Source organism: Pseudomonas arabinosi (genome assembly GCF_047758675.1).
Lineage (GTDB): Bacteria > Pseudomonadota > Gammaproteobacteria > Pseudomonadales > Pseudomonadaceae > Aquipseudomonas > Aquipseudomonas arabinosi.
The window spans coordinates 4,106,825-4,121,757 of record NZ_CP180480.1 but is presented as its reverse complement, the minus strand read 5'-3'; the positions used below and the strand labels follow the sequence as shown (position 1 = coordinate 4,121,757).

The 14,933-nt window shown below is 61.1% G+C and carries 9 protein-coding genes; 1 reads left to right on the top strand and 8 read right to left on the bottom strand.

Features of this window, described 5'->3' with window-relative positions; all coding sequences use genetic code 11:
- Entirely contained in the window at positions 1-2,232 is a 2,232-nt protein-coding gene (gene glgB, locus ACMXYJ_RS19160) for a 1,4-alpha-glucan branching protein GlgB (RefSeq protein ID WP_415756441.1), read from the top strand.
- Between the two features lie 79 nt (positions 2,233-2,311).
- Here the strand turns inward: glgB and ACMXYJ_RS19155 are convergent, their stop codons facing one another.
- The 8 genes from ACMXYJ_RS19155 to treZ all read right to left on the bottom strand — a co-directional run bounded on the left by ACMXYJ_RS19155 (position 2,312) and on the right by treZ (position 14,926).
- Positions 2,312-3,385, bottom strand: a complete 1,074-nt coding sequence (locus ACMXYJ_RS19155) for an autotransporter domain-containing protein (RefSeq protein ID WP_415756440.1) — start codon at positions 3,383-3,385, stop codon at positions 2,312-2,314.
- A gap of 429 nt (positions 3,386-3,814) precedes the next feature.
- Positions 3,815-4,615, bottom strand: coding sequence for an endonuclease/exonuclease/phosphatase family protein (locus ACMXYJ_RS19150; protein ID WP_415756439.1), 801 nt, complete (start codon positions 4,613-4,615; stop codon positions 3,815-3,817).
- A gap of 170 nt (positions 4,616-4,785) precedes the next feature.
- Complete coding sequence (locus ACMXYJ_RS19145) at positions 4,786-5,544, bottom strand: PIG-L deacetylase family protein (RefSeq protein WP_415760763.1); 759 nt, start codon at positions 5,542-5,544, stop codon at positions 4,786-4,788.
- Positions 5,545-5,657: 113 nt separating this feature from the next.
- Entirely contained in the window at positions 5,658-7,817 is a 2,160-nt protein-coding gene (glgX, locus tag ACMXYJ_RS19140; RefSeq protein WP_415756438.1) for a glycogen debranching protein GlgX, read from the bottom strand.
- Positions 7,818-7,932: 115 nt separating this feature from the next.
- The gene (locus ACMXYJ_RS19135) at positions 7,933-8,247 is read right to left on the bottom strand and encodes a DUF2934 domain-containing protein (protein ID WP_415756437.1); all 315 of its coding nucleotides are present in this window, start codon (positions 8,245-8,247) and stop codon (positions 7,933-7,935) included.
- A gap of 21 nt (positions 8,248-8,268) precedes the next feature.
- Positions 8,269-11,055, bottom strand: coding sequence for a malto-oligosyltrehalose synthase (locus ACMXYJ_RS19130; protein ID WP_415756436.1), 2,787 nt, complete (start codon positions 11,053-11,055; stop codon positions 8,269-8,271).
- On the bottom strand, positions 11,052-13,130 hold the full coding sequence (malQ, locus tag ACMXYJ_RS19125) for a 4-alpha-glucanotransferase (RefSeq protein ID WP_415756435.1): 2,079 nt from the start codon (positions 13,128-13,130) through the stop codon (positions 11,052-11,054). The genes ACMXYJ_RS19130 and malQ overlap by 4 nt, the downstream gene beginning before the upstream one ends.
- Entirely contained in the window at positions 13,127-14,926 is a 1,800-nt protein-coding gene (gene treZ / locus ACMXYJ_RS19120; RefSeq protein WP_415756434.1) for a malto-oligosyltrehalose trehalohydrolase, read from the bottom strand. Before treZ ends, malQ begins: the two co-directional genes overlap by 4 nt.
- Positions 14,927-14,933: the final 7 nt, after the last annotated feature.

Here is a 14,933-nt window from a genome sequence, read left to right as displayed (position 1 = left end):
ATGAGTTTCTCGAACAAGGAACAGGGTCACGCTAAAGAAGCGTTGCTGCCCAGATCGCGGGACATCGACGCATTGGTACGCGCCGAACATCACGACCCCTTTGCAATTCTCGGCCCCCATGGCGATGGTCATGGTGGGCAATTCATTCGGGCCTATTTGCCGGACGCCTTGAGCGTACAGGTACTGGCCAAGGATTCCGGGGAGGAACTCGGCAACCTTGAGCCCACCCAGACGCCGGGCCTGTTCGTCGGGCACTTCGATCGGGCGCAGGCGTATCTGCTGCGAACCCGGTGGGCCGGTGGCGAACAGGTTACCGAAGACCCTTACAGCTTTGGCCCGTTGCTCGGCGAGATGGACTTGTACCTGTTCGCCGAAGGCAATCACCGCGATCTCAGCGCGTGCCTGGGCGCGCAGCTGATGACGGTCGACGGTGTCGATGGCGTGCGTTTCGCCGTGTGGGCGCCGAACGCCAAAAGGGTGTCGGTGGTGGGTGACTTCAACAACTGGGACGGTCGCCGGCACTCGATGCGCCTGCGTCATCCGACCGGTGTATGGGAAATCTTCGTCCCGCGCATGCAAGCGGGGGAAACGTATAAATACGAGATCCTCGGCACCCACGGCATTCTGCCGCTCAAGGCCGACCCGATGGCGCTGGCCACTTCGCTGCCGCCGGACACCGCGTCAAAAGTCGCTTCGCCGCTGAACATCGAGTGGCAGGATCAGGAGTGGATGCAATCCCGTGGCGACCGTCATCGGGTGAGTGCGCCGCTGTCGATCTACGAATTGCATGCCGGGTCCTGGCAATGTGAGTTGGACGATTTGGGCGAAGTTGCGCGCCTGTACACCTGGCATGAGTTGGCCGAGCGGCTGATTCCTTACGTGAAGGATCTGGGGTTTACCCACATCGAACTGATGCCGATCATGGAACACCCGTTCGGTGGGTCCTGGGGTTATCAGCTGCTGTCGCAATTCGCCCCGAGCGCTCGCTACGGGTCGCCGGATGACTTCGCCGCGTTCATCAATGCCTGCCATCAGGCTGACATTGGCGTGATCCTCGACTGGGTGCCAGCGCATTTTCCGACCGATACCCACGGCCTGGCGCAATTCGACGGAACTGCCCTGTACGAATACGGTAACCCGCAGGAAGGCTTCCATCAGGACTGGGACACGCTGATCTACAACCTGGGTCGCACCGAAGTGCACGGCTACATGCTGGCCTCGGCGCTGCACTGGCTGAAGCATTTCCACGTTGACGGTCTGCGGGTCGATGCCGTGGCTTCGATGCTGTATCGCGATTACTCGCGTAAGGCCGGCGAATGGGTGCCAAACCGCCACGGCGGTCGGGAAAATCTGGAAGCCATCGACTTCCTGCGCCATCTCAATGACGTGGTCGACCTCGAAGCCCCCGGCGCGCTGGTGATTGCCGAAGAGTCCACCGCTTGGCCGGGTGTCAGCCAGGGCACGCAACAGGGCGGGCTGGGCTTCGACTACAAGTGGAACATGGGCTGGATGCACGATTCGCTGCACTACATCCAGCAAGACCCTGTGTATCGCGCCCATCATCACAACGAACTGAGTTTCGGCCTGGTGTATGCCTGGTCCGAGCGCTTTATCCTGCCGATCTCCCACGACGAAGTGGTACACGGCAAGCACTCGCTGATCGACAAGATGCCCGGCGACCGCTGGCAGAAATTCGCCAACCTGCGCGCCTACCTCAGTTTCATGTGGGCACATCCGGGCAAGAAGCTGCTGTTCATGGGCTGCGAGTTTGGTCAGTGGCGTGAGTGGAACCACGATCAGCAACTGGACTGGTACTTGCTGCAATACTCGGAACACAAAGGTGTGCAGAAACTCGTCGGCGACCTTAATCGGCTGTATCGCGAAGAGCCGGCGTTGCATGATCAGGACGACGCGCCGCAAGGCTTCCAGTGGTTGATCGGTGATGATGCAATCAACAGCGTCTACGCCTTCATGCGCTGGAGCAGGGATGGGCGGCCGGTGTTGGTGGTGGCTAACTTCACGCCGGTGCCGCGTGAGGGTTATCGCATCGGCGTACCGTTTGCCGGGCGTTGGACCGAGGTGATCAACAGTGATGCGGCCACCTACGCCGGTTCGAACTATGGCAACAGCGGCGGGGCGTTTACCGAGGACGAGCCGAGCCATGGCCAGGCACTCTCGTTGGTGTTGAACCTGCCGCCGCTGGCGGTGTTGATGCTGCGTCCGGAGGGTTGATCTAACACCGAGTTGCTCCCATCGCGAGCCTGCTCGCGATGGGGGCAGCCCGAACAATCAATTTCTTGAGCTGAAACACTTACCACCGCATCCGCACACCCAAACTCCCAATCAACCCGTTCAAATCATTTTCATCCACGCTACTGCTGTAGTCGGCGCTGACGTAGAGACTCACGGCAGGTGTCACTCTGGCCACCAAGCCCAAACCCACTTCGACGGTCGATGAATAGCGGCTGCTGCTGATCTTCTCGACCTGATCGAGGTTCACGGTATCGCTGGTGTACACCGTGTGCCACACGTTGGTTCGCACATAGGGTTCGACCCCCATGCCGTTGATGTCGTAACTACCTTTCAACCGTGCACCGACCCGGCCGCTCCAGGACGTAAGATCGCTGGACGAGGCATTGCCTGAGCCTGCATACGGGGTGTCCAGGGTAATGCGTTGATTGATTAATTGCGCCTGGGGTTCGACTACCCAGTTATCGCTCAGACCAATGGGGAAACCACCTTCCACCGACAGCGTCACCGCGCTGCCCTCGGTCGCCAGTCGGGCGCCCTGGTCATTGCGGCTAAAGCCGTTGACCCGGCCGCCGCTGGCCGTCAAGTCCACGTGCCAGCCTTGGGGCCCGGTCAAACTCCAGTAGGCGCCGAGGCTCTCACCTTCGAGGTTGAGGGTGTCGTGGCTGGGGTCAGCGAGGGCGCGACCGGTCAGCAGCCCGTTGCTGTTGCCTTGTAACTGAGTGATGCCGCCAACCAGTCCGACTCGCTGGGTATGACCGCTACCGCTTTGCAGAGTCAGGATCGCCGGACCTTTGAATTCGCTACTGCCAGGGATCGCAAATCCCTGAGCCAGAACATCGGTTTGCGCCTGCCGCGAAGCCTGTCCATACACCTGATCCCAGGCCGAAGACGCAGCGTCCTCGATGGTCAGGCGTGAAGTTCGTGTGTCGGAGGCGGCGCTGAAGCGGCCGGGGTAGGGGGCGGTGATACTGACGGCGGGTAAGGTCATGACCGGAACATCCTGACGGTACCAAGGCGCGGTTTCATCCTCTGCCGGCCCTGCCTGTACTTCCATGGACGAGCACAGAAGGAGTGAGCTCGAGACAGTGCAAAAAGTAACTTTGATCTCTTGTTGGGTGAATGAAGTTTTCATGGAGGTCTACCTTGCAATCGCATGCGGTATCTCGCTCTGGCGTCTCTCTCCTACCCGAATGAGGGGCGACCGAATGTAGTGGGGCAAGCCTCTGGCCGCCCGATTTTGCGGGAGTCTGGGGGGTTGCCCCGGGTGATATTTCCGGGGGTAGTAACGTGTAGCTAAGAAGACCGATGGCGCTGCGTCAAGAAAATGAACGATGAGCGGTATGGCTAATTTGGCCTTTGCAACCAATTGTTTTTTGGCGTTTATCTAAGTTCTTGTTTGTACGAAAAATCATCGCGAAACCCGCGAATCAGAGGCGTTCGTCAGCCGACAGTCGGTCTTCCAGCTGCCTCTATCCGGCCAGTTGCTGACTGATTTTCGCTGTTTGGTACTGTCAATAATGAGGCTGAAACCGAACATTCGTTGCGGCTCGCGATTGAACCGCTACAGGTGCACTTCCACTGCCAACGGCAAGTGATCCGACAAGTGCGTCCACGGCTTGCTCCCCAGTATTCGCGGCTCATGACTGCTGGCATTGCGCAGATAAATCCGGTCCAGACGCAGCAGCGGAAAGCGCGCCGGATAGGTTTTCGCCGGGCGACCGTGGTGGCGTTCGAAGGCTTCATGCAGGTAGTCGCGTCGGGCGAGGGCGGTGTTGCCTTGCAACTGCCAATCGTTGAAGTCGCCGGCGATGATCACCGGCGCATCGTCGGGTAACGATTCGAGCAGTTGGCAGAGTAGCTGGAGCTGTAGTTGGCGATGGCTTTCCAACAGACTCAAGTGCACGCAGATCGCATGGACCTCGGCGTGGCCCGGTACGTCCAGCACGCAATGCAGCAGGCCGCGGCGTTCGGGGCCGGTGATCGAGACGTCGAGGTTGCGGTGTTCGCGGATCGGGTATTTCGATAACAGGGCATTGCCGTGGTGACCGTTAGGGTAGACCGCGTTACGACCGTAGGCGAAGTCGCTCCACATGCTGTCGGCCAGGAACTCGTACTGTGAGGTTTGCGGCCAGTCGTTGTAGCGAGTGGAATGACGGTCGTGTTCACCGACGACTTCCTGCAGGAACACCAGGTCCGCCGATGTACTGCGTACCGCTTCACGCAGTTCCGGGAGAATGAAACGTCGGTTGAGTGCGGTAAAACCCTTGTGGGTGTTGACCGTCAGCACTCTCAGTCGATGAATCGCCAGGGGCGTGTTCAATGGAGATGATTCGACGGCCCGCCACTTGGAATCACTGGTCACGTTCACTCCTCTGAATCAGGGCTGGTTATGTATGCGACTGATGCAGCGGCGGGCAGTTCAGTGGGATTTGCGGTATGTCTTTGTGAAGCAAAAAGATCGCAGCCTTCGGCAGCTCCTACAGGGTGCGTGTACCTCTGTAGGAGCTGCCGGAGGCTGCGATCTTTTGATCTTCAGACGAAGACAATTTCATAAGGCAACCGTATCCGTTCCAGAAGCACCGGGGGCAGCAGCGGGGCGAGGCCGATGGCCGGTTCGCCGTCGAGCTGGCTGGCATAGGCGTGGGTGGCGTGGCTTTTGCGCGCGACGGTCCAGGTGTCCAGGCGCACCTTGCGCGCGCGATGCCAGGGGATGAGCCCTCGATCACGCGTTGGCCAGTGCCAGGCCCAGACCGGTACTTCGTTGAACGTCGCGCCGACCATTGCTGCAGCCTTGGCGCTGGCCCGGCCGACCGCGTCATGATCGACAATGCCATCCTCGCGCCAGGTGCTGAACACCACATCCCCTGGGCGTAAATAGCGGGCAATGAATTGAGTCATCTGAAACTCGCGTTCGGCCAGGGCGTTGTCGGTGAAGCCGCCACGAATCCACTTCAGGCTGTGCATTGGCAACCCGAGCCGGCGCAAGGCTTCGAGGCTTTCCTGGGGGCGGAACACGCTCAAGCGTTTCTCCGACCATTGTTGCGAGCCCGGATGGCTGGCGCTGCCGTCGGTCATCGAGATCAATTGCAGGGGATGCCCCAGTGCGCTGAGCAACTGCAGCAGGCCGCCACAGGTCACGACTTCATCGCCGGGATGTGGGGCAATCAACACAGCGCGTGCGCCGGCAGGAACCAGGGTCTGAGTGCTGATGACAGGAATGTTGTCCAGTTGCGGGGCGCTGTTCCAGATTTGTACGGGCAGGCTGCTTTCGCTGATGGAGACCGTTTTCATGGCTACGTCCTTGTTCTTCGTTGATAGCAATGTGCGGCGCTCCAAACCCTGGATTGCCGCGAACAGAGTATTGCTCATGTCACGCTATTCGTCGCCTCGTTGCTCCATTCAGTTCACTCTTCTTCCTCATGCTGCAATTCGAACAGCAGCAGCGAACGGCCAGTGACCGAATATTCGTGACCGAACTCGAAGCGTTCCTGCCCGCGAATCGACGGTTGATTGGTGTCGATCATGCAGGTCCAGAAACCGCCGTCAGGCACTTCCGGAAGCAGGAAATTGACAATGTCGTGATGCGCGTTGACCACCAGCAGCAGCGTAGCGTCGGCGCCCTTGCGGCGGATACCGGTTTCCTGGGCACGGCCATCCATCAGCATGCCGAGGCAGCGGCCATGGCCTTCCTCCCATTGTTCGATGGACATTTCGCTGCCATCCGGCGCGAGCCAGGTGACGTCCTTGACGCCGATGTCCTCGTTGTAATTGCCCACCAGAAACCGACCGCGACGCAGGATCGGGTACGCCAGGCGTAACTTGATCAGGCGTTTGACGAACTTGAGCAGGGCCTTGCCGTCTTCGCTCAGGTCCCAGTTGACCCAACCGATCTCGCTGTCCTGGCAATAGGCGTTGTTGTTGCCTTCCTGGGTGCGGGCGAATTCGTCGCCGGCCACCAGCATCGGCGTGCCTTGGGACAGCAGCAGCGTGGCAAAGAAATTGCGCATCTGCCGCTGACGCAGCTCATTGATCTCGGGATCGTCGGTCGGGCCTTCGACGCCATGGTTCCAGGACAGGTTGTTGTTGCTGCCGTCCTGATTGTTCTCGTCGTTGGCTTCGTTGTGTTTGTCGTTGTACGACACCAGGTCGTTGAGGGTGAAACCGTCGTGGGCGGTGACGAAGTTCACCGAGGCATACGGCCGGCGGCCACGCTGATTGAACATCTCGCCGGAGGCGGTCATGCGACTGGCGAAGTCCGCCAGTTGGCCGTCGTCGCCTTTCCAGAACGCACGCACGGTGTCGCGGAATTTGTCATTCCACTCGACCCAGCCGGGCGGAAAGTTACCGACCTGATAGCCGCCGGGGCCGCAATCCCAGGCTTCTGCAATCATCTTCACCTGGCGCAGCACCGGGTCCTGACGGCAGGCCACAAGGAAACTGTGACGTTCGTCGAAGCCATCGTGGTAACGCCCGAGAATGGTCGCCAGGTCAAAGCGGAAACCGTCCACGTGCATTTCCGTGGCCCAGTAGCGCAGGGAGTCGGTGACCATTTGCAGTACGCACGGGTGACTCAGGTCCAGAGTATTGCCGGTGCCGGAATCGTTGATGTAGAAGCGCTTGTCGTCGGGCATCAAGCGGTAGTAGGAAGCGTTGTCGATGCCGCGCATGGACAGGGTCGGGCCTTGTTCATTGCCCTCGGCAGTGTGGTTGTAGACCACGTCGAGGATCACTTCGAGATTGGCTTCGTGCAGGTGCGCGACCATCTCCTTGAACTCGTCGATCTTGCCGCTGGCCAGGTAGCGTGGGTCGGGGGCGAAGAACGCGATGCTGTTGTAGCCCCAGTAATTGGTCATGCCTTTGTGTAATAGATGCTGGTCGTTGACAAAGGCATGAATCGGCAGCAATTCCACCGTCGACACGCCGAGTTTGCGGATGTGTTCCAGCACATCATCGACCATCAATCCGGCGAAGGTGCCACGCAGGTTCTCGGGGACGGAAGGGTGACGCATGCTGATGCCGCGCACGTGAGTTTCATAAATGATGGTCTTGTCCCATGGAACGCTGACCCGATGGTCGCGGCCCCAGGTGTGAGCCGGGTCGATCACCTTGCACTTGGGCACGAACGGGGCACTGTCCCGTTCATCGAAACTCAGGTCGGCGTCGGGGTGGCCGATGGTGTAGCCGAACAGCGCTTCGGACCATTTCAACTGGCCGACCAGTTGTTTGGCGTAGGGGTCGATCAGCAACTTGTTGTGGTTGAAGCGATGACCGTTCGCCGGGTCGTACGGGCCGTAGACACGGTAGCCGTAGATCATCCCCGGATGCGCGTCGGGCAGGTAGCCGTGGTAGATCTCGTCGGTGTATTCCGGCAGTTCGATGCGTTCCAGTTCGACCTCGCCGGCATCATCGAAGATGCACAGCTCGACCTTGGTGGCATTGGCGGAAAACAAGGCGAAGTTGACCCCCAGGCCATCCCAGGTCGCGCCCAGCGGGAAGGGCAAGCCTTCACGGATTCGCGAGGCCTCGACTTGAGGTTCTGGCGCGGCTTTCTTCGGACTGGTCATAGGTGCTCCTGCAAAGGGGGGGACAGTTCTTGGCTCTGGTTTTTTTTGAGGGCGAGCGAGCCCTCGGTGGCGAGAAGACTCGCCACGGGGTCAATCAGGACAAAGGTGAGCGGCGTCAGACCGCGGGCGGTTTACGCGCTGCTCGAGGCTTCTTCTCGCTGGCTTTTTCGCCCGGCGGGATGACCTTGGAGGCAGCGGCGGGCTTGGCTTTGGTTTTTGGCTCCGCCGCCTTGCCATTGGCTTTGCTGGCAGGGGCCTTGATGGCGGCTTTGTTGCCAGCGGCTTTGGGCGATTTGCTCGGTGCCAGGGCTTCGGCTTCAGCCAGTTTGCGGGCCATCTCCCAGTGGCGAGCGTCCTGGCCCTCGGGTTTTCCTTCCGATTCCCAGATCTGATAGGCGAATTCGCGGATGCGTTTGTCGTTAGTGCTCATCGCAATGCTCCTGAACTGAACTCAAGTGTGGGTAGTTTGGATAAAAAGATTGACCGGGAAATCCCCCAGCGCAGCGCTGATGTTCAACTCCCTTTGGTGTGTGACTGTTGTGCTTGAAAAAAGTCCCTTCAAATTTTCATCAGGGGCGGTGAACGGTAATTTGACCCGTGTATCGCCCCACAGCGGCGCGTCAATTCGGGGCTCGGCACTGTTTTCCAGCAGTTCGGCGCAGCGTATCGGTACGATCACGATGGCGCGTTTTCCGTCCAGCGAGCGAGCAAATGCGAGCACCCGGTGAGCCTGGCTGCCGACGACTTCAAGGGCTTGATACGTCCCTCGCCGAAACAGCTCGGCGTGCTCGAGCCGCAGGTTCAATACTTGTGCGATCAGCGCTTGTTTAATGCGCCCGTCGCGCCAGTCAGCCAACAGCTCGGGCAGTTCCAATGGCGCCTGCATCGCCTGCTGGCGGCTGGCGTAATCCACCGGCCGGCGGTTGTCAGGATCGACCAGCGAGAAGTCCCAGTACTCGTTGCCCTGATACAGGTCCGGTACCCCCGGCACGGTCATGCGCAGCAAGGTTTGCGCCAACCCATTGAGTGCGCCGGGGACGGCGATGCTCTTGGCTGCTTTGCCGAGGGCCGCGCGTAACAGCTCACCTTCGGGGCTCAGAAGCAGACGTTGCAGGAATTGCTGAACCGCTTGTTCGTAAGCCTCGTTCGGCGCGCTCCAGCTGCTTTGCAACTTGGCTTCGCGCAGGGCTTTCTGTTGCCACTGCCACAGGCGTTGAGTGTAGTTCTCCAAGCCCGCTTGATCGTCACTGCGCAAATCGAGCGGCCAGCTGCCGAGGATCGCTTGATAGAGGATCAACTCATCGCCCGCCGTCGGCATCTGGTCGTCGTCGCGCAGGGGGCGGGCGAGGGCCTGCCAAAGCGGGACTTGCTCGGCGTACCAGGCACTGCGCTCGCTCAGCACCGCCAGGCGCGCTCGGGTGTCTTCGCCGCGTTTGTGGTCGTGGGTCGCGGTGGCCAGTAAATTGTCGGGAAACGCTTCGAGACGGCTGATGCAAACCGCGTGGAAATCAGCCACCGGTGCGCTGAATTGCTCGGTGCTGAAGCCCACGTCATTGCGCGACAGCAACGTCGCGGAGCGATAGAACGCGGTGTCTTCCACAGCCTTCGCCGCCGCCGGCGACGTCAGTTGCTGAAAACGCACACAGGCATGCTTGAGCATCTTGCGCGGCCGTCCCAAGGGGCGTTTGCGCCATGATTCACCCCCCAGCCAGCGGGCCAGGCAATCGAGCACCGGCCAGTCGGCCTCGCCGAGGGTAAGCCTGGCGCCGTCCATGGCTTGCTGGAAAAACACATCGTCTTCAGCGAAACGCCCACGGGGGCTGATATAGGTGCGGTACACCGGGAAATGCACGATCAGCTCCTGCAATGCCCGACGAATCGCACCGAGGGTCAGGTCGCGGGTCATCAGGTCATCCCGGGCCACTTGCAACAGGGCCTGGGCGACGCTTTCAAAGTCTCCGGCGAGGGAACCGTTGAGGATCTGCTGGCGGGCCAGTTGCGCTTCCTGACGGAAATCAGCGGGCCGTTCGCTGTAGCGATTCCACAATTCGCCCAAGGTGTCGGCGCCTTCGGGCGCGTGCTGCAGCAGCGACAGTTGATTCATGAACTCGTAACCCGTGGTGCCATCCACCGACCAGTCACGGTGCAGGGTTTCACCTTCGCCGAGGATCTTCTCGACGTAGATCGGCAGGTGCCGATCCGGCGACAGGCTGTCGACCCGCCGCCGCAGTTTGCGGCAGTAGCCCCGAGGGTCGGCGAGACCGTCGATGTGGTCGATGCGCAGACCGTCGACCAGGCCTTCGGCCACCAGCTCAAAGATTTTCGCGTGGGTGGCTTCGAACACGGCCGGACGTTCGACCCGCAGGCCGCCCAGCTCGTTGATATCGAAAAAACGCCGCCAGTTGATGTCATCTGCCGCCGTGCGCCAACTGGCCAGGCGATAGCTTTGGCGTTCAAGCAACAGGTGCAGGCGCTGGAAACCTTCGGGCGTGAGCGAATCGTACGCGCTGAGGTTTTGCTGGATGGCTTGCAGAATCGCCGGATCGCTGGCCAGTTCACGCAGCTCTGTTTTCAGCGGCATCGCCAGGCTGTGGGCGTCGGTCTGGTAGCTCAAGGTGCTGAAACCGTCTGCCAGCGACTTGAGCGATTCGGCGCTCTGTGGGTCATCGGTCCTGAGCAATTCGCCGTAATTCGTCGGGCAGATCGGGAAGTGATGCTCATAGTGCTCGACATAAAACGCACCCTTTTGCGCATCGAAGCGCAGGGGCAGGGTGCCGTCCTGCAAGGCGATGCCGTAGTCGCTGCCGAGGAAGGGCAGCAGCAACTGGCCTTCCATCAACGGGTCGGGCGAATGCCACTGGATATCGAAGAACTCGCCATAAGGACTCAGGCGTCCCCATTCCAGCAAATCCTGCCACCAGGGATTATCGCCACCGCCGACGGCCATGTGGTTGGAGACGATGTCGAGGATCAGCCCCATGTTCTGCTCGCGCAATGCGCTGACCAAACGCCGCAGCGCCGCTTCGCCACCCAGCTCCGGGTTGACCGTGGTCGGGTCCACGACGTCGTAGCCATGCATGGAACCGGCGCGGGCGCTCAGCAGGGGTGACGCATAGACGTGGCTGATGCCGAGGCTGGCGAAGTACGGCACCAGCGGCACCGCATCGTCCAGCGTGAAGTCTTTATGGAACTGCAGCCGCAGGGTGGCCCGCAGCGGTTGGATAAGCGTTTGCTTCATTGGTCACGCTCGGCCGCCTGAAGCCGCGCACAGGCGAGCAGTTCCAGGCGCCGGGCGGCGTCCGCGTCATCGAGTAACGCTTCACTGTCGCCGGGCAGGCGTCGGGACCAGTTGGGGTGCGTATCGGTGGTGCCGGGCAAGTTGGCCTGCTGTTCGATGCCCAAGGCATCTTCCAGCGGCAGCAGCACCAACGGCGCACGGGTATGACCGAGGAAACGTATCGCGGCGTCGAGCACCTGATCGGTTTCATGGGACTCTTCGCGAAAGTTCTGCGGGTCCTCGCTCAACACCCGGCGCAGGCCATCACGCTCGCGTTCGCGGTGGTGGCGCCATTCGATTTCACTGGGGGCGTCGACCAGGCCCAGTCGGGCGTTCCAGTCGATATCACGGCCATGCCACCAGCCATTGAGCGTTGGCAGGTCATGGGTGCTGGTGGTCGCGAGGGCGTTGTCCGGCCAGTCGAGAATCGGTTTGAAGTGTGCGTTGTCCTGTTCGAACAGCAGCACGCGCATGCCGAGGATCGAGCGGGCGATGAGCTTTTCTCGCAGACCATCCGCCACAGTGCCGAGGTCTTCACCGAGGACGATGGCCTGATGGCGATGGGACTCGAGGGTCAGCAAACGCAGCAGGTCGTCCACCGGGTAATAGAGGTAGGCGCCGTCGGCGGGTGACGCGCCATTGGGGATCACCCACAGCCGTTGCAGGCCCATGACGTGATCGATGCGCAGGCCACCGGCGTGGGCAAAATTGGCGCGGAGCATTTCGATGAAGGCACGAAAGCCATTGCGTACCAGACCTTCGGGCGAGAACGCGGAAATCCCCCAGCCCTGACCGGTACGGTTGAGAATGTCCGGTGGTGCACCCACGGTCAGCGAGGCGAGCAATTCGTCCTGACGACTCCAGGCCTGACTGCCACCGCCATCGGCACCCACCGCCAGATCGGCGATCAGCCCAATGCTCATGCCGGCGCTGCGGGCGGCGGTTTGTGCGCGTTCCAGGCAGCGTGTGATCAGCCATTGGCAGAAGGCAAAGAAGCCGATGCGCCCGGCGTTCTCTTCGGCGAATTCGGCCAAGGCCGCGCTACGCGGGTTTTGCCATTGCTCGGGCCACTGCCGCCAGTCGAGGCTTTCACCCTTGGCGGCGCGAGCTTCTTGAATGGCTTCAAAGCGGCAGTGGTTTTCCAGGGCTTCGCCAGCGGCGTGGCGGAAGCTGCTGAAGTCGGCATGCAACGGGTGTTCGCCCTGGACAAAACCTTCGTACAACGCCTGCAACAGGCGATGTTTGGCTTCGGCCGCCACGGGCCAATCAATCAACGGCAAGGCTTCGAGGTGCTTGAGTTCTGCCGCCAGGCCGGTTGCATCAATCGCCATACGCAACGCTCGATCACCCAGGATGGCGCCCGGTGCGGCGTACAGGCTGTTGAGAAACAAGCGGCTGGACGGCGAGTACGGACTGTAACGTTGGGTGTCGCTGCCGAACATCGCATGCAGCGGACTGATCGCCAAGGCTTCGGCGCCGCGTTCGCCGGCCACCCGGGCCAGGTCTTCCAGCGCCTGGGTATCGCCGAAACCGCCATCGCCCGGACGACGCAGCGAGTACAGCTGCACGCTCAGGCCCCAGGCACGGGGGATCGGACTGTCGACGGCATCGCCGACGCTGTAGCAGCGCGTCGGTGCCACGGCTAACGTGAATGACTGCCCGTCGATGCTGACATGCTGATAACCGACCGGGATCAGGCCGGGCAGTATCGCCTCGGCATCCAGTTTCAAATTAAGTCGCGAGCCATCTTCAAGGTGGATTTCGCACGGTGTTTCGGGCTCAAAGTAATGCGCCAGGCTCAGGCCGACACCGAAGTCGGCAGTCAGCAGCGGCGGCAGGTGCCGGGTTTGTTGCACCTGCTGCAGTTCCAGCAGGCTGGCGTCGATTTCCTGAGCGCTGCCGGACGGGTGGCCGAGTCCGGTGAGGACGTTGCGTAGCACTGATGGAGCGACTTTCTGTGGGCGGCCGTTGGCGTCGATCCAGTCGACTGCCAGGCCAGCTCGGCTGGCCAGTATTTCCAATTGCGCATCGCTCATTGGCGCTCTCCATCCGGGGGTAGCAAAGGGGCAGCGGCCGTGAGGCTGACTAGCGCGCAATACGGGGCAAGTGTGCCCTGATCCAACAGACCGGCTGACTGTGGCGGGTATTCGAACAACAACAACGAAGCGTCGGCCTGTGGGGAGTGGACCACAGGCGTGTCGCTGAGGTTCAGGTCAATTCGCAGCTGACTGCCATCGCCCAGTCGCCAGCGCGCCGTTACCGCGCCTGTGGCCAGCACCTCGGCGCCCAATGCTTGAGCACCGGGCAGGCGGGGAATGATCTGCTGATGGCGGATCTGCAACAGGTGGCGATACAGGTCGTGCATGGCGGATTGCCGGGTTGAGGTCAGCTCGGGGCGTGAAGCCTCAAAGGTCTGGCGCGCGTTGGGATCGGGAATCTGCTCGCGTTTGTGCGGATCAGCAAACGCGCTGAAGGCGGCAAACTCGTTACGTCGTCCCTCGCGGACCAGCTCCGCGAGTTCACCGTGATGGCTGGTGAAGAACAGGAACGGTTGCTCGGCGGCGAACTCGTCGCCCATGAACATCAGCGGGATCATCGGTGACAACAGCAGTAATGCGGTGGCTGCCTTGAGCGCATCGGGGTTGGCCAGTTGATGCAGCCGTTCGCCCAAGGCGCGGTTGCCGATCTGATCGTGGTTTTGCAGAAACAGCACGAAAGCACTGGGCGGCAAATGACCGCTGGGCTCACCACGGGTTGTACCGTGACGGGTTACGTGGCCTTGAAACACGAAGCCCTGGCTCAGGCAGCGAGCCAGTTGCTCGGTGGGGTTTTGCGCGTAGTCGGCGTAGTAGGCGTCGGTTTCGCCGGTCAGCAGCACGTGCAAGGCATTGTGGCCGTCGTCGTTCCACTGCGCGTCGTAGCCATCTTCGAGCAGGCTGGCCTGGTTGTGTTCGTTTTCAACGGTCAGCCACACATGCCTGGCCGGATCGGTTTGCTGGCGAACCTTTTGCGCCAGTTCCCGAAGAAAGTCCGGGTCTTCAATGGCGTGCACCGCGTCCAGGCGCAAGCCATCGAAGCGGTACTCCAGCAACCACATCAACGCATTGTCGATGAAGAAGTCCCGCACCTCGCGCCGCCGGAAGTCGATCGCCGCACCCCACGGGGTGTGCTTGTCTTCGCGGAAGAAGCCCTTGGCGTAGCGATGCAGGTAATTGCCGTCCGGGCCGAAGTGGTTGTAGACCACGTCGAGAATCACCGCCAGGCCATGGCCGTGGGCGGTGTCGATCAGGTGTTTGAGTTGTTCGGGAGTGCCATAGGACGCTTGGGGCGCGTAGGGCAGCACCCCGTCGTAACCCCAATTGCGATCACCGGGGAACTGCGCCAGCGGCATCAATTCGATCGCGCTGATGCCCAGCTCGACGAGGCGCGCCAGGTGCTGCTCGACTTCGCTGAAGCCGCCGAGCGCACCGACGTGCAATTCGTAGATCACGGCCTCATTCCACGGCCGCCCGAGCCAGGCGCTGTGTTGCCATTGATACGCAAGTGGATCGACCACCACGCTGTGGCGGTCGATATCACCGGCCTGCGCGCGGGAGGCCGGGTCGGGCACCTCCAGTTCGCCGTCGATGTTGTAGCGGTAACGCGTGCCGGCAGGGCAACGGCTATTGATCACGAACCAGCCATCTGCCTGGGGCAGGAGTGGCAAGGACTGTCCATCTTCCAGTTCGACACTGACGTAAAACGCATCTGGCGCCCACAAGGCAAAACGCGTGTGCTCTGCGTCCAGCATGATTGCGCCGTGGGGCCAGGTCTCAAGGGTCCGTAACGGCATCTTTGAA

Excerpts from the sequence above, each read along its gene's own strand:
- glgB (WP_415756441.1), top strand. The coding sequence starts at position 1 with ATGAGTTTCTCGAACAAGGAACAGGGTCACGCTAAAGAAGCGTTGCTG.
- ACMXYJ_RS19155 (WP_415756440.1), bottom strand. The coding sequence starts at position 3,385 with ATGAAAACTTCATTCACCCAACAAGAGATCAAAGTTACTTTTTGCACT.
- ACMXYJ_RS19145 (WP_415760763.1), bottom strand. The coding sequence starts at position 5,544 with ATGAAAACGGTCTCCATCAGCGAAAGCAGCCTGCCCGTACAAATCTGG.
- glgX (WP_415756438.1), bottom strand. The coding sequence starts at position 7,817 with ATGACCAGTCCGAAGAAAGCCGCGCCAGAACCTCAAGTCGAGGCCTCG.
- ACMXYJ_RS19135 (WP_415756437.1), bottom strand. The coding sequence starts at position 8,247 with ATGAGCACTAACGACAAACGCATCCGCGAATTCGCCTATCAGATCTGG.
- ACMXYJ_RS19130 (WP_415756436.1), bottom strand. The coding sequence starts at position 11,055 with ATGAAGCAAACGCTTATCCAACCGCTGCGGGCCACCCTGCGGCTGCAG.
- malQ (WP_415756435.1), bottom strand. The coding sequence starts at position 13,130 with ATGAGCGATGCGCAATTGGAAATACTGGCCAGCCGAGCTGGCCTGGCA.
- treZ (WP_415756434.1), bottom strand. The coding sequence starts at position 14,926 with ATGCCGTTACGGACCCTTGAGACCTGGCCCCACGGCGCAATCATGCTG.